Annotated in this window: 15 protein-coding genes; 9 read left to right on the top strand and 6 right to left on the bottom strand. The window is 65.6% G+C overall.

The window, feature by feature from the left end; genetic code table 11:
• The first annotated feature begins 66 nt into the window (after positions 1-66).
• Together ABNW52_RS06680 and ABNW52_RS06685 are read left to right on the top strand one after the other, a co-directional pair.
• Positions 67-3,192 (top strand): CHASE2 domain-containing protein, encoded by a 3,126-nt coding sequence (locus ABNW52_RS06680; protein ID WP_349585660.1) that lies wholly within the window; start codon positions 67-69, stop codon positions 3,190-3,192.
• 304 nt (positions 3,193-3,496) lie between these two features.
• The gene (locus ABNW52_RS06685) at positions 3,497-4,387 is read left to right on the top strand and encodes an amino acid ABC transporter substrate-binding protein (protein ID WP_349585662.1); all 891 of its coding nucleotides are present in this window, start codon (positions 3,497-3,499) and stop codon (positions 4,385-4,387) included.
• A gap of 62 nt (positions 4,388-4,449) precedes the next feature.
• On the opposite strand, the gene ABNW52_RS06690 is transcribed toward ABNW52_RS06685, so the two are convergent.
• The 5 genes from ABNW52_RS06690 to ABNW52_RS06710 all read right to left on the bottom strand — a co-directional run bounded on the left by ABNW52_RS06690 (position 4,450) and on the right by ABNW52_RS06710 (position 8,996).
• The gene (locus tag ABNW52_RS06690; RefSeq protein WP_349585664.1) at positions 4,450-5,196 is read right to left on the bottom strand and encodes a proteasome-type protease; all 747 of its coding nucleotides are present in this window, start codon (positions 5,194-5,196) and stop codon (positions 4,450-4,452) included.
• Complete coding sequence (locus ABNW52_RS06695) at positions 5,193-5,987, bottom strand: transglutaminase family protein (RefSeq protein WP_349585666.1); 795 nt, start codon at positions 5,985-5,987, stop codon at positions 5,193-5,195. The genes ABNW52_RS06690 and ABNW52_RS06695 overlap by 4 nt, the downstream gene beginning before the upstream one ends.
• Positions 5,988-6,139: 152 nt before the next feature.
• Positions 6,140-6,646, bottom strand: a complete 507-nt coding sequence (locus tag ABNW52_RS06700) for an arsinothricin resistance N-acetyltransferase ArsN1 family B (protein WP_349585668.1) — start codon at positions 6,644-6,646, stop codon at positions 6,140-6,142.
• Positions 6,643-7,566, bottom strand: a complete 924-nt coding sequence (locus ABNW52_RS06705) for an alpha-E domain-containing protein (protein WP_349585670.1) — start codon at positions 7,564-7,566, stop codon at positions 6,643-6,645. The genes ABNW52_RS06700 and ABNW52_RS06705 overlap by 4 nt, the downstream gene beginning before the upstream one ends.
• 2 nt (positions 7,567-7,568) lie before the next feature.
• Positions 7,569-8,996: a circularly permuted type 2 ATP-grasp protein gene (locus ABNW52_RS06710; protein WP_349585672.1), complete on the bottom strand. Its 1,428-nt coding sequence runs from the start codon at positions 8,994-8,996 to the stop codon at positions 7,569-7,571.
• Positions 8,997-9,261: 265 nt separating this feature from the next.
• On the opposite strand from ABNW52_RS06710, the gene ABNW52_RS06715 reads away from it, so the two are divergent.
• Positions 9,262-10,851 carry a sensor domain-containing diguanylate cyclase gene (locus ABNW52_RS06715; RefSeq protein WP_349585674.1) on the top strand — a complete coding sequence of 530 codons (1,590 nt, stop codon included), beginning with the start codon at positions 9,262-9,264 and terminating at the stop codon, positions 10,849-10,851.
• 198 nt (positions 10,852-11,049) lie between these two features.
• On the opposite strand, the gene ABNW52_RS06720 is transcribed toward ABNW52_RS06715, so the two are convergent.
• On the bottom strand, positions 11,050-11,652 hold the full coding sequence (locus tag ABNW52_RS06720) for an FMN-dependent NADH-azoreductase (RefSeq protein WP_349585676.1): 603 nt from the start codon (positions 11,650-11,652) through the stop codon (positions 11,050-11,052).
• 123 nt (positions 11,653-11,775) lie between these two features.
• Between ABNW52_RS06720 and ABNW52_RS06725 the strand changes: the two genes are divergently transcribed.
• The 6 genes from ABNW52_RS06725 to ABNW52_RS06750 all read left to right on the top strand — a co-directional run bounded on the left by ABNW52_RS06725 (position 11,776) and on the right by ABNW52_RS06750 (position 17,792).
• Entirely contained in the window at positions 11,776-12,714 is a 939-nt protein-coding gene (locus ABNW52_RS06725) for a LysR substrate-binding domain-containing protein (RefSeq protein WP_349585678.1), read from the top strand.
• 196 nt (positions 12,715-12,910) lie between these two features.
• Positions 12,911-13,660, top strand: a complete 750-nt coding sequence (locus ABNW52_RS06730) for an MgtC/SapB family protein (protein WP_349585680.1) — start codon at positions 12,911-12,913, stop codon at positions 13,658-13,660.
• 364 nt (positions 13,661-14,024) lie between these two features.
• A complete protein-coding gene (locus tag ABNW52_RS06735) occupies positions 14,025-14,972 on the top strand; it encodes a sensor domain-containing diguanylate cyclase (RefSeq protein ID WP_349585681.1) in 948 nt (315 codons plus the stop codon).
• Positions 14,973-15,092: 120 nt separating this feature from the next.
• Positions 15,093-15,854, top strand: coding sequence for a fumarylacetoacetate hydrolase family protein (locus ABNW52_RS06740; protein WP_349585683.1), 762 nt, complete (start codon positions 15,093-15,095; stop codon positions 15,852-15,854).
• Between the two features lie 513 nt (positions 15,855-16,367).
• Positions 16,368-17,105, top strand: a complete 738-nt coding sequence (locus ABNW52_RS06745) for a methionine ABC transporter ATP-binding protein (protein ID WP_349585685.1) — start codon at positions 16,368-16,370, stop codon at positions 17,103-17,105.
• On the top strand, positions 17,106-17,792 hold the full coding sequence (locus ABNW52_RS06750; RefSeq protein ID WP_349585687.1) for a methionine ABC transporter permease: 687 nt from the start codon (positions 17,106-17,108) through the stop codon (positions 17,790-17,792). It begins immediately after the preceding gene.
• Positions 17,793-17,798: the final 6 nt, after the last annotated feature.

The following is a 17,798-nucleotide window of genomic DNA, read 5'->3' on the forward strand; positions in this document are numbered from 1 at the left end:
TAGCCCACCGTGCCGCGGCTTCGCCGCTAACCCCTTATTTTTGCAGCACGACAGGGCTGGCCGATCATGCTTGCAGGCATCAAACCATCGCAAAACTGGCTGCGCCGCTGGCTGATCGGCTCACGCGGCCAACCTGTGGCCGCGCTGCTGCTGGTCACGCTGCTGCTATTGCAGCTGGGCACCGACCTGCCGGTCAGCTGGCAGCAGCGGCTACCGGCGCCGCTGCTGCAGGCGATCGCCGTGCTGGGCTCCCCGCTGTCGGCTGCGCGCGGCTGGCTGTTTGACAGCTACCAGACGCTGTTGCCGCGGCAGCCGCACAGCCAGCCGGTGACCATCGTCGCCATCGACGAAAAAAGCCTGAAACTGCTGGGGCAATGGCCGTGGCCGCGCGACAGGTTGGCCGCACTGGTGCGCAGCATCAATGCCGGGCAGCCGGCGGCGCTGGGGCTGGATATCTACATGCCGGAGGCCGATCAGAGCTCGCCGGCGCAGCTGGCCGCGCGTTTGCCGGCGCAGTACCAGGCGCTGGGCAGCGCATTGCGCGCCTTGCCCAGCAACGATGTGCTGCTGGCGCAGGCGCTGCAGCAGGGGCCCGCGGTGCTGGGGGCCGCCGGTTTCGATTATCCGGCCTACACCACCTCAGAAGGCATGCGCAGCGTGCCACTGCAGCGGCAGGGCGCCGACCCGCGGCCCTATGTGCGCCACTATCCGCACGTGCTGGCCAGCCTGCCGCAGCTGCAGGCGGCCGGACAGGGGCAGGCGCTGCTCAGCCTGGAGGCGCAGAGCGGCGGGGTGCGCCGGCTGTCGCTGCTGGCCAGCGTAGGCGAGCAGCTGGTGCCGTCGATGGCGCTGGAGATGTTCCGGGTGGGCAGCGGCGCCTCGCGCATCAGCGTGCATACCGGGCCGCATGGCGTGGCCGCGCTGCAGGTAGCCGATCTCACCGTACCCACGCTGGGCAATGGCGAAATCTATCTGCACTATGCCCGGCTGAGCACCGGCATGCAGCGCTACGTGTCGGCGGTGGACGTACTGCAGGGGCGGGTGGATGCGGCCATGCTGCGCGGCAAGCTGGTGCTCATCGGCCTGACCGGCTCCGGTCTCAACGACATGCGCTACACCGCGCTGCAGGAGCTGGTGCCGGGCACCGAGATTCAGGCACAGCTGATGGAGGCGCTGTTTGACGGCGACTTTCTGCAGCGGCCGTGGTGGTTCATCTGGGCGGAACTCGCGCTGGCCTGGCTGCTGGGCAGCCTGCTGCTGTGGCATCTGCCGCGCGAGGACCACGCGCTGGTACGGCAGATCAAGCTGCGGCCGCAGCGGGCCTTTGTGCTGATCGTGCTGCTGACGCTGCTGCTGGCGGGCAGCGGCCTGGTGTTGTTCCATGTTGCCGGGCTGCTGTTCGATGCTGTCAGCGTCAGCATTGCCTTTGCGCTGGTAATGAGCACATTGATCATCAGCAATATGATCGCCAGTCTGGCCGATGCCCGGGTGAAGCTGGCCAGCCTGGTGGAAAGCGGCATCGCGCAGGGTAAGCTGCAGCAGCGGGTGGCACTGCTGCGCACTACGCTGGATGCCGCCTGCGAGATCAGCTACTGCGATGGCGCCGCGGTGCTGCTGCGCAGCGGGCATAACACCCTGCAGTTCACCCTGCACACCTACCCGACACCCTTGCCGGCAGCGGAGCTGCCGCTGCCCGACGATGCGCTGGCGGACAGCCTTACGCTGCCTGGCCTGGTGCTGGGCAAGGGGCAGTCGATGTTCATCGACGATCTGGCCACCGACCCGCGCCAGCTGGCGGCCAATACCCGGCAGCTGCTGGCGAGCGCCGGCATCAGCGCGCACGCCACGCTGGCGGTGCCGATGCGGCTCAGCGAGAGCGACATCATCGGCGTGGTGCTGCTGTTCGATGCCCGCGACACCTACAGCAAGGCGCTGATTCCGTTCGACCGCAAACTGCTGCCGTTCATGGAGGCGCTGGCGGCGCAGGCTGCGGTGGCGATCGAAAACCAGAATCTGGTGGAGGCGCAGAAGAACCTGATGGACGCGATGATCAAGATCATCGCCGGCGCCATCGACACCAAGAGTCCCTACACCGGCGGCCACTGCGAGCGGGTGCCGGAGCTGGCCATCCTGCTGGCGCAGGCGGCGTGCGCGGTGCAAGAAGGCCCGCTGGCCGCGTTCAATTTTCACAGCGACGACGAATGGCGCGAGTTCCGCATCGGCGCCTGGCTGCACGATTGCGGCAAGGTGACCACGCCGGAGTACGTGGTGGACAAGGCTACCAAGCTGGAGACCATCTACAACCGCCTGCACGAGATCCGCACCCGCTTCGAAGTGCTGCTGCGCGATGCACGGCTGGCGCGCTGGGAGGCGGTCTACCTGCGCGGCGAGCGGCCGTCCGATGCCGATGCCCGACTGGCGGCGCGCGAAGCCGAGCTGCAGGAGGATTTTGCCTTTATCGCCGAGTGCAACCAGGGCGGCGAGTCCATGGCGCCGGAGCACATCGCACGGCTGCAGCGCATTGCCGCCCAGACCTGGGAGCGCCACTTCGACGACCGGCTGGGGCTGTCGGCGGAAGAACAACTGCGCTGTGCCGATGTGCCGCAGCCGCCGCTGCCCGCGGTGGAGCCACTGCTGGCGGACAAGCCGCAGCACCTGTTTCAGCGCCCGCCGAGCAAGGCGTTCGATGCGCATTACGGCTTCAAGCTCAGCGTGCCGCAATACCTGTACAACCAGGGCGAGCTGTATAACCTCAGCGTCAGCCGCGGCACGCTGACCGAAGAAGAACGCTTCAAGATCAACGAGCACATCATCCAGACCATCGTGATGCTGGAGCAGATGCCGTTGCCCAAATACCTGAAGCGGGTGCCGGAATACGCCGGCACCCATCACGAAACCCTGATCGGCAACGGCTACCCGCGCCAGCTCAGCGGCGAGCAACTGTCGGTGCCGGCGCGCATCATGGCCATTGCCGACATCTTCGAGGCACTGACCGCCTCCGACCGGCCGTACAAGCGGGCCAAAACGCTGTCCGAGGCCATCGACATCCTCAGCGGCTTCAAGCTGCGGCGGCACATCGACCCGTTGCTGTTCGACCTGTTTCTTACCTCCGGTGTGTACCTGCAGTATGCGCGGCGCTATCTGCAGCCCGAGCAGATCGATGAAGTGGACATCGCCCGCTACCTGGGCTGATGCCGCCAGGTTGGCCGCATGCCGGCCACTAGCAGTCAGTCCGGGCCGGCACTGCCGTTTGACCTGCATCATGGCGCTGGCCCAAGCGGCACCTAGAGTGAAACAGCAGCGGCCAGGGTGCCTGGCCGCCGCACCGGACAAGGATGTAGTGATAGATATGCGGCCGCCGCCAGCAGGGCGCCGGCCACGGGCATACAGGGGTCTGGGCGGGGGCGACAGCCGCTGCCAGCAGGACGCAGCACCTTGCCGGTACTGGCTGGACCTTTTGGGAGGGGGAGTGCGCTTTATCTACGAAAGGAACAACATGAAACCCCCGCTTACACTCACTGCCATACTGCTTGTCGGGCTGGCGACCAGCGGCAACGTCAGCCGTGCCGATACCCTGCAGAAGATCGCGGACAGCAACCGCATCACCGTGTCGTACCGCGAGGCAGCGGTGCCGTTCAGCTACGTGGTCAATGGCAACAACATCATGGGCTTTGCCGTCGACCTGACCGAGGCGGTGATCGATGACGTGCGCCGGCAGCTCAAGCGCCCGGCGCTGCAGGTGGCGTACATCCCGGTGACCTCGCAGACGCGCATCCCCATGCTGATGAATGGCAGCTACGACCTGGAGTGTGGCTCCACCACCAACAACGTCGCCCGCAACAAGGACGTTGCCTTCTCCATCAATTACTTCTATGCCGGCACCCGGGTGCTGACCAACAAGGAGGCCAATATCCGCAGCTATGCCGATCTGGCCGGCAAGACGGTGGCCACCACCGCCGGCAGCACCAACGAGAAAGTGATCCGCCAGTACAGCGAACAGCATGGCCTGGGCATGCAGCTGTTGCCGGCGAAAGACTATGCCGAGTCGCTGGCGTTGCTGGAACAGGGCCGTGCGGCGGCGGTGGCGCTGGACGACATCCTGCTGTACGGCCTGCGTGCTACTGCGGCCAACCCTGCGGCGCTGGAAGTGGTGGGCGAGACGCTGCAGGTGGAACCGTATGCCTGCATGCTGCGCAAGGATGATCCGGCTTTCAAGGCGCTGGTGGATGGCGCCATTGCCAACCTGATGCAGTCCGGTCGCTTTGCCCGCCTGTATCACCGCTGGTTCGAGATGCCGATTCCGCCCAAGGGCACGCTGCTGGCCATGCCGATGAGCGCGGCGCTGCAGGCCAACCTCAAGACCATGAGCGACAAGCCGGAACGCTAGCGGGGCGGATGCGCTCAGGCGGGCGGGGGCATGGCGCCCCCGTTGGCGGCCGCGCTGGGGCGCTAGATTTGATAGCCATCCTTGAACCACAGCGCGTCCGGCAGCTGGCTGAACACGCTGCGCAGCCCCTCGCCCCAGCCCTGGCGCAGCGCCAGAAAGTACGGGTCGTCCTCGGTGACGCGGTGGCGCGGCGCGAAATCGAAGTCGTCGCGCTGCTGCCACAGCAGGTCGATGGGCAGCCCCACCGACAGGTTGGAACGGATGGTGGAATCGAAGGAAATCAGCGTGCACTTGATCGCCTGCGCCAGCGGCGTGTCGTGGTGGATCACCCGGTCGAGAATCGGCTTGCCGTACTTGGCCTCGCCGATCTGCAGATAGGGCGTATCCGGCGTGGCCTCGATGAAATTGCCCTGCGGGTAGACCTGGAACAGCCGCGGCGGCTCGCCCCTGATCTGGCCGCCGACCAGGAAGCTGCAGCCGTAGTCCACGCCCTGCGACTGGGTCTGGCCGTCGCCATCGCGGGCGATCACCTCGCGCACCGTGCGGCCAACCAGCTCCGCCGCCTGGTACAGGCTGCTGACCGTGTGCAGGTTGGCCGCATCGTGGCTGAGCCGGCTTTTCAGCAGGCTCACCACGCTCTGGGTGGTGGCCAGGTTGCCGGCGTTGAGCAGCACGATCTGCCGCTCGCCCGGCACCGCGATCACGTTCATCTTGCGGAAGGTGGCGACGTGGTCCACCCCCGCGTTGGTGCGCGAGTCCGAGGCAAAGATCAGCCCCTCGTCCAGCACCATGCCGACACAGTAGGTCATTGCTGATCCGCCTCCGTCACCCGTGCATGCGCCTGCAGCGCCTCGCTGCCGCCGCCGCGGCGCACGCCGCGTACCGGGCTGGCATCGGTGTAATCCAGCCCCACCGCCAGCTTCAGGTGGTGGCGGTCCGGCTGCTGGCGGTTGCTGATGTCGAAGCCCAGCCAGCGGCCATCGGCATGCACCTCGGCCCAGGCATGGCTGGCGACGTGGGCGTTGCGATCGGTCAGCAGATAGCCGCTGACATAGCGCGCCGGCAGCCCCAGGCTGCGGCAGGCGGCGATGAACACGTGGCTGTGGTCCTGGCACACGCCGGCGCCCAGCGCCAGGGCCTGTGCCGCGGTGGTTTCTGCTGCGGTAATGCCGCTGGTGTAGGGCATGGCGTCGGCCACCGCCTGCATCAGCGCGATCAGGCCTGCTTCAGGGTTGGCCGCAATGGCGACGGCGTGGCCGGCCGCCAGCGCGCGGATGGCATCGTCCGGTTCGGTCAGCGCGCTGCCGCGCAGGAACACCGGTGGCGGCAGTGCCTCGGCCTCGTCCGCCCAGTGGTCGCTGGTCTCCACCACGCCGTGGGCGCGCAGGCGGATCTCGCTGTGCGGGGTGTCCAGGGTGAGCACGTGCAGGATGTTGCCGTAGGCATCGGTGCTTTCGCTGGCGGCCACCGGCAGCTCCAGCTGCCAGCTGATGATGCGCTGATGCGCTGTTTGCGGCGGCGTCAGCCGCAGGTACTGGGTGCTGTGGCTGACGGTGGCGTCGTAGTGGTAGACGGTTTCGTGATCGATGGTCAGTTGCATAAAGCCTCCTGCGAAGTGCTAAGCGGTTTACGATCTGCTGCGCGTCAGCGATACGGCGTTGAAAGCATCTTCGAAATGCTCATTGACGATTTGTCAATTCCGCTTCCTCAGCTGCTTTCGCCTTGTCTCGCTTTAGCTCGCGAGATCGTAAGTCAGGTTCCAAGGGAGAGTTGCCAGTAGGCCACGTCCAGCCAGCGGCCGAACTTGCGGCCAACTTGTTCGAACAGCGCCACCTGCTTGAAGCCCAGCGCGCGGTGCAGCGCATCGCTGGCCGGGTTGGGCTGCGCCACGCCGCCGATCACGGTGCGCAGGCCCAGCGCGGTCAGCCGTTGCAGCAGTTCGCGGTACAACAGCTTGCCCAGGCCCTGGCCTACGGTGGCCTGGCGCAGGTAGATGCTGGCTTCCACGCTGTGGCGGTAGGCCGGGCGCGCACGCCAGCGGCTGGCGTAGGCATAGCCGAACAGCTCGCCGTCCTCGGTTTCGGCCACCAGCCACGGCAGGCCCTGCGCCTGGGTGCCGGCGATGCGCTCCGCCATGTCGGTAACTTGAACCGGCTGCTCCTCGAAGGAGATGGTGGTGTATTCGATATACGGGTTGTAGATGTCGCAGATGGCGGCAGCGTCGGCCGGGGTCGCCTCGCGGATGATCAGCTCGCTCATGCCGCCTCCAGGTAGGCGCCATGCACCGCATCGCCCAGCGCGTGGATCTGGCTGAGGAACTGCGCCAGGTAGGCGTGCAGCCCGCCGGCCAGGATGCTGTCGATCAGGTCATAGCTTAGTTCGGCATGCAGGGTGGCGGCCAGGCGCTTGGCGCGGTGGCCGGTGTCGCCCTGGATGCGCGGCAGCAGTTCGGCGATCTCGTCCACGCAGGCGCGCAGCGAGCGCGGCACGTCCGGACGCAGGATCAGCAACTCGGCCACGCGCCGCGCGCTCAGGCTGTCGCGGTACAGCTCGTGGTAGGCCTCGAAGGCGCCCAGCGAGCGCAGCAGCGCGCCCCACAGGTAGAAGTCGGCGGCGCTGTCATCCAGTTCGTGGCCCACCAGGTGCGATTTCACGTCGATCAGCCGCGCGGTGTTGTCGGCGCGTTCCAGGAAGGTGCCGAGGCGGATGAAGGAAAACGCGTCGTTGCGCTGGATGGTGCCATAGGTGGTGCCGCGGAACAGGTGCGAGCGCTCCTTCACCCAGTCGAAGAAGCCGGCCAGCGGTCGGCCCTCGGCCGCCATCTGCCGTGCTTCCAGCCAGCTGGCGTTGATGTTTTCCCACATCTCGCCGGTGATCTTGCCGCGCACGGCGTGGGCGTTTTCGCGGGCGTATTTCAGGCAGCTGATGATGCTGGCCGGGTTGGCCGCATCGAAGGTCATGAAGTGCAGCACGTCGGCGGCGGCAAGCTGCGGGTGGCGGGCGCGGCAGGCGTCCAGTGCGCCGGTGGTGGCCAGCGCGGCGGCAATGTCGGCGCCGCCGCGGGATTGCGGCAGCAGCGACAGGCTGTGGGTCACGTCCAGCAGGCGCGCCAGGTTTTCGGCGCGCTCCATGTAGCGGCTCATCCAGTACAGCTGGGAAGCGGTGCGCGAGAGCATCATGATCAGTCCTCCAGAATCCAGGTGTCCTTGGTGCCGCCGCCCTGCGACGAGTTCACCACCAGCGAGCCTTGCTTCAGCGCCACGCGGGTCAGCCCGCCGGCCACCATGCTGATTTCGCGGCCGGACAGCACGAAGGGGCGCAGGTCGATGTGGCGCGGCGCGATGCCGGCTTCCACGAAGGTGGGGCAGGACGACAGGCACAGCGTGGGCTGCGCGATGTAGTTGGCCGGGTCGGCGAGGATGCGCTGGCGAAAGTCCTCGATCTCGGCGCTGCTGGCGGCCGGGCCGATCAGCATGCCGTAACCGCCGGCGCCGTGGACTTCCTTCACCACCAGCTCGGCCAGGTTGTTCAGCACGTGGTCCAGCTCCGCCGGGCGGCGGCACATCCAGGTGGGCACGTTCTGCAGCAGCGGCTCCTCGCTCAGGTAGAAGCGGATCATGTCCGGCACGTAGGGGTAGATGGATTTGTCGTCCGCCACGCCGGTGCCGATGGCATTGGCCAGGATCACGCCGCCGCTGCGGTAGACCGACAGCAGCCCCGGCACGCCCAGCATGCTGTCGGCGCGGAAGGCAAGCGGGTCGAGGAAGGCGTCGTCGATGCGGCGGTAGATCACGTCCACCTGCTTGTGGCCGGCGGTGGTGCGCATGTACACGCGGTTGTGCTTCACGAACAGGTCCTGGCCTTCCACCAGTTCCACCCCCATCTGCTGCGCCAGGAAGGCGTGCTCGAAGTAGGCACTGTTGTGGTGGCCGGGGGTGAGCACCACCACGGTGGGGTTTTCCGCCAGGCTGGCGTGGCGCAGGGTGTTCAGCAGCAGGGTGGGGTAGTGCTGCACCGGTGCCACCGCGTGGCTGGCGAACAGTTCCGGGAACAGCCGCATCATCATCTTGCGGTTTTCCAGCATGTAGGACACGCCGGATGGCACGCGCAGATTGTCTTCCAGCACGTAGAAGTTGCCGTCGTTGTGGCGGATCACGTCCACGCCGGTGATGTGCGCATAGATGCGGTGCGGCAGGTCCAGCCCCTGCATCGCCGGCTGGTACTGGCTGTTGGAAAACACCTGCTCGGCCGGGATGATGCCGGCCTTCACGATGTGCTGCTCGTGGTAGATGTCGTGCAGGAAGGCGTTCAGCGCGGTGACGCGCTGGCGCATGCCGGCTTCCAGGGTGCGCCAGTCGCTGGCGGGGATGATGCGCGGCACGCTGTCGAAGGGAATCAGCCGCTCGGCGCCGGAATCGTCGCCGTACACGGCGAAGGTGATGCCGACGCGGTGGAACATCAGGTCGGCTTCGGCGCGCTTGCGGGCCAGGGTTTGCGGCGACTGCGAGTGCAGCCAGTGGGCAAAGTCGCGGTAGTGCGGGCGGATACCACCGCTGGCGAGCAGCATTTCGTCATAGTGGTGCGCTTCGGGCAAGGTCAGGGCATGCATGGCGCGGTCTCCTGCTGTTCATCGTCATGACTGGTTCAGCAAGGGCTGTGCCAGTGTCTGTGGCGGGAAGCGGCGGGCAACGATCCCGATTGTGCCCCGAAATGATGCAGGCATTGGACGGGCGGCTAGTCAGGCGTCATGCTGGTGCGCGATGCCCCTGTTTGGCTCATGGTGTTGTCGATTGCGGCAGCTTGTCACACTGGAATACGAGCTCGTATATTGATGCCGTGCTGTTATCGAAATGCCACTCCCCATGCATTCAGCCTTGAGTAGTACCCCGACCGCCAGCAGTGCGGTGCCCTTGGCGAACGGCTTTTACCAGCCGTTGCCGCTAACCGTGTTGCGGACGCCATCCCGCGGGCGCTGGCAGCTGGCGCTGGCCTGGCTGCTGTCGCTGGCCACCTGTCTGTGGCTGGGCGTGGTGCAGCTGTACGGGGGCTGGTATGGCTACAGCGTGAGTTATGGCGGGCTGTCATTCGTGGTCAGCATCTACCCGCCGCTGACCATCGCCACGCTGTGGGTGCTGTGGTTCGGCTACGTCTGGGGCGCGAGCCTGGCCTACCTTTCCACGCTGCTGGTGGCCTTTCTGTCCGGCCTGCCGCCCGGCTGGGCGCTGCTGTTTGCCTTTGCCAACCCGCTGGGACTGCTGGTGATGGCGCTGGTGTACCAGCATGTGAATGTGCGCTATGTGCCGTCGTCGCTGGCATCGTTGCTGTTCTTCGTCACTATCTGCTTCATTTCTGCGGTATCCAGCGCCACCGGTTCGTTCATCTGGAGCTATAGCAACAAGCTGTCGGCGATGGGCGCGTTCGCGGTGTGGCAGGGCTGGTGGTCCGGCAACTTTCTGCAAAGCATCACCACCTGCGGCCCACTGTTGTTGCTGACGCCGTGGCTGCTGCGCTGGCGGCAGCAACGTTGGCCGCAGGCCGCGGGCCAGTCACCATTGCAGCCGCGCTGGGCGCTGCTGGTGGCGCTGACATCGCTGGGCGGGGTGCTGGCCTTCCTGTGGCTGTCGTTTCTGCTGGCCGACCGCAGCGTGATGACCATGGGCGGCGACAGCTCCGGTGCCTGGCAGCAGCGCGCACTGCTGTATCGCGATTCGGCGATGTCGGTGTACTGGGTGCTGTCGGTGCTGCTGCTGGCGCTGGTGTTCCTCGGCTATCGCTTTTTCATGCAGCGCACGCTGCAGCTCAAATTGGCGGCGGAGCGGGTGGCCTACGAGCGCGATCTGGCGCTGCGCCGCCAGGGCGAGGCCGAAGTGGCGCGCAATGCACTGCACCAGCTCAACCTGGAATTGGCGGTGCGCATGAGCGAGGTGGAGCAGCTGCAGGCGCAGCTGCATGAACAGGCCAGCCGCGATCCGCTGACCGGGCTGTACAACCGCCGCTATCTGCATCAGCGCCTGCCACAGCTGTTGCAGCGGGCGCAGCGCGGCGGGCAGGCATTGTGCGTGGTGCTGATCGATCTGGATCATTTCAAGGCGGTCAACGATCAACACGGCCACGCCAGCGGCGATGCGGTGCTCAAGCTGTTTGCCGGCCTGTTTGCCGGCTTGCTGCAGCCGGAGGACATCGTCGCCCGCTACGGTGGCGAGGAGTTCTGCCTGGTGCTGCCGCAGCGCACGCCGGACGAGGTGGAGGTGCTGTTGCGCGCGTTGCAGGCGGCCTACAGTGGCAGCCGCCTGCCGTGTGCCAGTGGTGAATTGCGCGGCTTGTCTTTTTCCGCTGGCATCGCGCTGGCGCAAGGCGGACAGGATAGCGAGGACAGCCTGCTGCAGCAGGCGGATGCGGCGCTGTATCAGGCCAAGGCCGCGGGGCGCAACGGCTGGCGCCAGTATCTGCCGGCCGTGGTCTAGCGCACTGCCGCTGGTTGGCCCCTTCCACCCGCTGCCCCGGCAGCGGGTTTTGTTTTCTGGGCCGCCGGCGGCAGCAAGGTTGGCCGCATGCGCCGGCTGGTGGTGATTGCGGATACAAAAATGCCCCGCACGGGCGGGGCACAAGCAGACAGAGGAGAGAGAGCCGCGGCAGGAGCAGGCCCTGCCGCGTCAGTGCCATCAGGCGGCGGCGATGGCGGCCTTGGCGGCGGTCAGCGCCGCTTCGCGGGCATCTCCACCCATGGCCACGCCTTCGGCGCGGATGAACTGCACATCGCTGATGCCGAGGAAGCCCAGCACTGTCTTCAGGTAGTCTTCCTGGAAGTCCATCAGCTTGCCCTGTTCATTGCTGTACACGCCGCCACGGGACGACACCACGTATACCTTCTTGCCACCGGCCAGGCCTACCGGGCCGTTTTCGGTGTACTTGAAGGTGCGGCCGGCCACGGCCACGCGGTCGATCCAGGCCTTCAGCTGCGACGGGATGGAGAAGTTGTACATCGGCGCGCCGATGATCAGGATCTCGGCCGCCAGGAATTCGCCGATCAGTTGCTCGCTGCGGGCGGCTTCATTGCGCTGCAGCTCGCTCCAGTCGGCCTGGTCGGTAAAGGCCGCGCCGAGGATCTCGCCGGACAGGTGCGGAATCTCCTGCTGTGCCAGATCGTAACGAATCACTTCGGTCTTGCCGTGACGCGCTTGCAGGGTGTCGACCAGTGCCTGGGTCAGGCCACGGGATACCGAGTTGGCGGCGAGGATGCTGGAATCAATGTGCAGGATTTTCATGGTGCGGCTCCGTTGGGGTGAATGTGCCGCGCACTGCGGCGATGGGTGTACTTTAAGTTTGTTACCAATCCGGCACTAGTTAGCTAAAATCGGATTCATTGTTCTACTGGTGGGATAATTGCCATGCAGGACCTGAATGATCTGCTGTTCTTCGCCAGGGTGGTGGAGCACGGCGGCTTCAATGCCGCCAGTCGCCAGCTGGGCATCCCCAAATCACGGCTGTCGCGGCGGGTGGCCGAGCTGGAAACCCGCATCGGCGTGCGGCTGCTGCAGCGCACTACGCGGCGGCTGGCGCTGACCGAGGTCGGCGCGCAGTACTACCAGCACTGCCAGGCGATGCTGGCCGAGGCCGAGGCGGCAGAAGAAACCATCGCCCGTCACACCGCCGAGCCACGCGGGCTGGTGCGCGTCAGCTGCCCGGAGCTGCTGGCCAAGTCGCTGCTGTCCAGCGTGCTGCCGGAGTTCATGGCGCGCTTTCCGCAGGTGCGTATCGTGCTGGAGGTGACCGGCCGCCGCGTCGATCTGATCAACGACGGCATCGACGTGGCGCTGCGGGTACGGCAAAAGCTGGACGACAGCGCCAGCGTGGTGGCGCGACCGTTGTCGCAGAGTGAAAGCGCGCTGGTGGCCAGCCCGGCACTGATCGCCGTGCTGGGGCAGCCGCAGCAGCCGGGGGCGCTGGCCGGCTGGCCGGCACTGGTGATGAGCCGCCCAGATGGCCGCGCCGAGTGGCCGCTGCTGGACGAAGTGGGGCAGCTGTACAAGGTGGATATCCCCGCGCCACGGCTGATGACCGACGATCTGCTGGTGCTGCGCGAGGCGGCGATTGCCGGCAGCGGGGTGGCGCTGCTGCCGCTGATGGTGTGCCACGATGCGCTGGCCGATGGCCGCCTGCAGCGGCTGCTGCCCGGCTACAGCACGCCGGACGGCATCCTGCACCTGGCCTTCACCGGCCGCCGCCACCTGATCCCGGCGGTACGCGCCTTTATCGACTTTCTGGTGGATACGGTGCCGTCGCGGCTGGCCAGCAGCATGGTGCAGGTGACGGCGTGCCCGTCGTAGTGGTGGGCAGTGCTGTCGGCCGCGCTAGGCCCGCCTTGCCGCAGGCAATTCGCACGCTGGCCGGCATCTGCCCTATCATGACTATGACAAGTATTGATTAAACCTTTTGCAAATAGAGGTGTGTGATAACCGGCGGCGATGTTGGCCGCAGTCGCACATCGCCTGCCATGCATTTCTTTACGGATTGGCGTTCGCCATGAACATGATTTCCTTGCAGAACCTTGCAGATTACTGGTCGCTACAGCAGATCACCACCAATCTGATCGTGTTCCTGAACCTGCTGGGGGCGCTGCTGCTCGGCATGATCGTCGGTTACGAGCGCACTTATCACGGCCGGGCCGCGGGGATGCGCACCTATGGGCTGGTGTGTATGGCGGCGGCCGCCCTGACCTCAATTGCCGGCTTTCCGGAACTATGGTTTGGTGGCCATGCCCCCAATGTCGCTACGGCGGATCCGACGCGCGTCATCCAGGGCATCGTCACCGGCATCGGTTTTCTGGGCGCCGGCATGATCATGAAGGACGGGCTCAATATTAGCGGGCTGACCACCGCCGCCTCGATCTGGGCTTCGTCTGCCATCGGCGTGCTGGTGGGCGTGGGGTTCTATGCCTCGGCCATACTGCTGACCGGTTTGTCGGTAATCTGCATGATGTGGATGTCGCGGCTGGAGCAGTGGTTGCCCACGCACCAGGCGGTGGCGGTGAGCATTACCTTCAAGAGTGGCGCCATGCCGCGGCGGGAGGTGCTGCAAACCACCATGCGAGAGCTGGGTTACGGCATTGCCTGGGGCTCGCTGGCCATTAAGTGCCATGGCGATACGATGGAGTGGCACTTTGTCGCCGTGGCGCACAGCAAGCAACGCGGCAGTGTCTTGCCGGATATTTCGCTGGCGCTGAGTGGTCATCAGGCGGTGGAAAGATTCTCGCTGTCCTATGCGCGCAACTGAGCCACTGCCGGGCGTGGCGGTCGCTCAAGGTTGGCCGCAAGGCTAGTGCCAGCGCGTTGCCCTGCGCACTGCTGACACATGGTGGCCAACGTTGTTGCAGCCACCGCACCTGGCGGGGCGCTGGCGCACCATGGCCGCGTGGCAGGCGGCGCAAAGGCTGCCGTGCCGTTGCCCGGATGGAATGCAATGACGCCCAACGGTCTGCTCGCCGCCGCGGCCCGCCGGCTATGCCGCTACCCCCGTGCACGCCAAGCGGTGGGCGCACCTGTTGCGCCGGGTCATGGACAGCGGTTGCCGGCTGGGCTACTGTCCTGCGCGCGGCTGACGCCGCATTTCGGCAACTTCTACTCGGGGAGACGTCTGCATGTCCGACGTGAGCGAATTAAGCAGCGACAACGCGGTTTACAAGACCCTGCTGGAATCGACCAGGGCCATTCCCTGGAAAATCGACTGGGCCAGCATGCAGTTTGCCTATATCGGTCCGCAGATCGAGCCCCTGCTGGGCTGGCGCCAGGACAGCTGGGTCAGCGCCAATGATTGGGCGATGCGCATCCACCCGGACGACCGCGACTACGTGGTGAACTTCTGTGTTGCGCAATCGCAGGCCGGGGTCGACCACGAGGCCGACTACCGGGCGCTGACCAGGGACAACGGCTATGTGTGGATCCGCGATGTGGTGCACGTGGTGCGCAACAGCGCCGGCGAGGTGGAGTCGCTGATCGGCTTCATGTTCGATATCAGCGAACGCAAGAAGACCGAGGAAAAGCTGCTGGCGCTGCAAAAAGAGCTGGAAGCCTTGTCGTTCAAGGACGGCCTGACCGGCATCGCCAACCGCCGCCGTTTCGACGCCAGCCTGGAGCGGGAATGGGACAGTGCCCGCAGTAGTGCGCAGCCCTTGTCGCTGATCCTGCTCGATGTCGATTTCTTCAAGCAATACAACGATCTGTATGGTCATATCCAGGGCGACAAGTGCCTGACGGACATCGCGCAGACGCTGAGTTTGGCGCTGACCGGCCAGCGCGATCTGGTGGCGCGCTACGGTGGCGAGGAGTTTGTGCTGATCCTGCCGGAGACCGATGCCAACGCCGCGCAGAAAGTCGCCGAGCGCTGCCAGCGCCTGATCGAAAAGCTGGCCATCGTGCATGCCCACTCGCCGCACGGCCAGCTGGTAACGCTCAGCATCGGGCTTGGCACCGTGGTTCCCGCTGCCGGCAGCAGCCCGGCCGATTTTGTACAGGCCGTGGACCGGCAGCTGTATGTGGCCAAGCAGCACGGTCGCAACCGGATCGAGGTGGTGCCGCCGGCGGCATGAGCTGCTCGGCTGGCCGCCGACCTGTTCCCGTCCAAGGTTGGCCGCATCTTGCGGCCAACCTTGCCAAACCTGACTCGCGGCGGTAGAACTGCCGCTTTCTTTTTGTCCCGGAATCCCACCATGCACCCCGATGCCATTCGCTCTGCCGCCATTACCCTTGCTGCCCGCCGCCTGAGTGGCGAGTGTGGCCCCTTGCTGGCCGGCGATGCCGCCCCGCAGACGCTGGACGAGGCGCTGGCGATTCAGCAGGGCGTGCGCGAGCTGTTGGGCAACAGCGTGGCCGGCTGGAAGTGCGGGCTGCCGGGCGAGGGCAGGGTGGTGCTGGCGCCGATCTACGGCAGCACTGCGTTTGATGCCTCGCCGTGCCCGGCGTGGGTGCGTGGCGGCGTGGTGCGCACCGAGCCGGAACTGGCGTTCGTGTTTGCCGCCGGCCTGCCGGCGCGCGAGCAGGCTTACAGCCGCGATGAGGTGCTGGCGGCAGTCAGCGGCGTGCGGCTGGCGCTGGAGCTGATCGACAGTCGCTTCGATGCGGACCCCAAGCCTTCCTTCCTGCAGTCGCTGGCGGATGGTCTGGTGAATCAGGGCCTGCTGCTGGGGCCGCATGTCGACAAGGCACAGGCGCTGGCGGCCAGCACGCTGGCTATCCGCGTGCAGCAGGGCGAGCGCGACGAGCTGCTGGCTGGCGTGCATCCGGCTGGCGAGCCGCTGGCACCGCTGCTGTGGCTGGTGGAGTATCTACGCCAGCGCGGCGAAGGGCTGCTGCCGGGGCAGGCGGTGATTACCGGCTCTTACGCCGGTGTGGTGGAGCTGTTGCCGGCGCTGCCGGCAACGCTGCAGTTTGGCGAGCTGGGCACGCTGACCGTGGATTTCAGCGCGCGTTGAGCATCCCCTTGCACCGTCTCGCCGGCAGGGCCCGGCGGCGGCGCTGCTGCACACATTGGCCGCAGTCCGTAATGGGGGTGCGGCCAACGTTTTGATGGCTGCCGCAGGCACCGGGGCAATGGCAATGGCAATGGCAATGGCAATGGCAATGGCCGAGCGTCTGGCGGCACGGGTGCCGCCGGCGCGCTGCCGTTGGCCGCATTGTCGAGTCGGTTGGCTTTATTCTGTATACAGTATGTAAATAGCAGAAAATTCTATAAGCCAGATACTTTACCGGTAGTCGTTATATGGCTACTATTTGTGCATCGCAGCGATTGACACAAACGAACGGATACTGTTCAATTGTGATCAATTACTTGATTTAACGCCGATTTGATACAGCTTGCGGGCGTAAAACTGCTAAAGCGTGGAGATTGTCATCTTAGATGATCTACCAGATTTTCGAATTCGAAGATTCCATGCTTAAAGCCCGCCAGCACACCAACGGCGGGCTTTATTGCTTTGGAGTCCCGGATGATTCACCTCAAGAATGTGCACAAACGCTTCAAGAAGCCCGATGGCGGCTGGTTTGATGCGGTACGTGACACCACCCTTCACATCAAGGAAGGGGAGATTTTCGGCCTGATCGGTTTTTCCGGCGCCGGCAAATCCACCCTGCTGCGACTGATCAATCTGCTGGAGCGCCCGGATAGCGGCGCCGTGAATGTCGAGGGTCAGGACCTGACCGCGCTATCCGCCCGTGAGCTGCGCCGTGCCCGCCAGAACATCGGCATGGTATTCCAGCAATTCAACCTGATGGCCAACCGTACCGTGGCCGACAATGTGGCCTTTCCGTTGGAGATCGCCGGCTGGAGCCACGCCGAAATCGACCAGCGTGTGGCGGAGTGTCTGGACATCGTCGGTCTGGCCGATCGCGCCGGCCACTATCCGACACAGCTGTCCGGCGGCCAGAAGCAGCGCGTCGGCATCGCCCGCGCACTGGCGCCGCGTCCGCATGTGATTCTGGCCGACGAGCCGACCTCGGCGCTGGACCCGAAAACCACGCAATCCATTCTCGATTGTCTGCAGGACATCAATGCCCGCTTTGGCGTCACCGTGGTGATCGTTACCCACGAGATGCACGTGGTGCGTTCCATTTGCCATCGCGCCGCGCTGCTGGACGCTGGCGAGGTGGTGGAGACCCTGCTGGTGGACAACAAGACGGTGGCGGCGACTTCCGCGCTGGCCAAATCCCTGCTGGAGGCCGCGTAAATGGATGAGCTGACTTTTGCTCAGGCGCTGAGCAATGTGCTGGATATGGCGCCGGAAATCTGGCAGGCCAGCCTGGAAACCGGGCTGATGCTGGCCATCGGCCTGACCACGGCGATCCTGCTGGGTGGCCCGCTGGGCGTGCTGCTGTACCTGACACAACCGGGCCAGCTGTTTGCGCATCGTGCCGTCAACGGCGTGCTGGGCTGGCTGGTCAACCTGGTGCGTTCCTTCCCGTTCATCATCCTGATGGTGTCGCTGGTGCCGCTGACGCGCGTGCTGGTGGGCTCCACCATCGGCCCGATCGCCGCTGCGGTGCCGCTGTCGTTTGCCGCCATTCCCTACTTCGCCCGACTGGTGGAGCAGACCCTGCGCGAGATTCCGCGTGGGGTGGTGGAGGCGGCCGAGGCGATGGGCGCCAGCCCGGCACAGATCATCTTCAAGGTGCTGATCAACGAGGCGCGCGCCGGCCTGATTTCCAGCCTCACCATTCTGACCATCAGTTTCCTCAGCTACTCGGCAGTGGCCGGCGTGGTGGGTGGTGGCGGCATTGGCGACCTGGCCATCCGCTACGGCTACTACCGCTTCCAGACCGAGGTGATGGTGGCCATGGTGCTGTTGCTGGTGGTGATCGTGCAGATCATCCAGCTGGTCGGTAACCGCCTGGCGGCGCGGCTGGATAAACGTTAACCCCCG

Source organism: Vogesella oryzagri (assembly GCF_040148885.1).
Classification (GTDB): Bacteria; Pseudomonadota; Gammaproteobacteria; order Burkholderiales; family Chromobacteriaceae; genus Vogesella; species Vogesella oryzagri.

Bases quoted from the DNA above. Each gene is read 5' to 3' on its own strand.
- ABNW52_RS06680 (WP_349585660.1), top strand. From the start codon at position 67: ATGCTTGCAGGCATCAAACCATCGCAAAACTGGCTGCGCCGCTGGCTG.
- ABNW52_RS06685 (WP_349585662.1), top strand. From the start codon at position 3,497: ATGAAACCCCCGCTTACACTCACTGCCATACTGCTTGTCGGGCTGGCG.
- ABNW52_RS06690 (WP_349585664.1), bottom strand. From the start codon at position 5,196: ATGACCTACTGTGTCGGCATGGTGCTGGACGAGGGGCTGATCTTTGCC.
- ABNW52_RS06695 (WP_349585666.1), bottom strand. From the start codon at position 5,987: ATGCAACTGACCATCGATCACGAAACCGTCTACCACTACGACGCCACC.
- ABNW52_RS06700 (WP_349585668.1), bottom strand. From the start codon at position 6,646: ATGAGCGAGCTGATCATCCGCGAGGCGACCCCGGCCGACGCTGCCGCC.
- ABNW52_RS06705 (WP_349585670.1), bottom strand. From the start codon at position 7,566: ATGATGCTCTCGCGCACCGCTTCCCAGCTGTACTGGATGAGCCGCTAC.
- ABNW52_RS06710 (WP_349585672.1), bottom strand. From the start codon at position 8,996: ATGCATGCCCTGACCTTGCCCGAAGCGCACCACTATGACGAAATGCTG.
- ABNW52_RS06720 (WP_349585676.1), bottom strand. From the start codon at position 11,652: ATGAAAATCCTGCACATTGATTCCAGCATCCTCGCCGCCAACTCGGTA.
- ABNW52_RS06725 (WP_349585678.1), top strand. From the start codon at position 11,776: ATGCAGGACCTGAATGATCTGCTGTTCTTCGCCAGGGTGGTGGAGCAC.
- ABNW52_RS06730 (WP_349585680.1), top strand. From the start codon at position 12,911: ATGAACATGATTTCCTTGCAGAACCTTGCAGATTACTGGTCGCTACAG.
- ABNW52_RS06735 (WP_349585681.1), top strand. From the start codon at position 14,025: ATGTCCGACGTGAGCGAATTAAGCAGCGACAACGCGGTTTACAAGACC.
- ABNW52_RS06740 (WP_349585683.1), top strand. From the start codon at position 15,093: ATGCACCCCGATGCCATTCGCTCTGCCGCCATTACCCTTGCTGCCCGC.
- ABNW52_RS06745 (WP_349585685.1), top strand. From the start codon at position 16,368: ATGATTCACCTCAAGAATGTGCACAAACGCTTCAAGAAGCCCGATGGC.
- ABNW52_RS06750 (WP_349585687.1), top strand. From the start codon at position 17,106: ATGGATGAGCTGACTTTTGCTCAGGCGCTGAGCAATGTGCTGGATATG.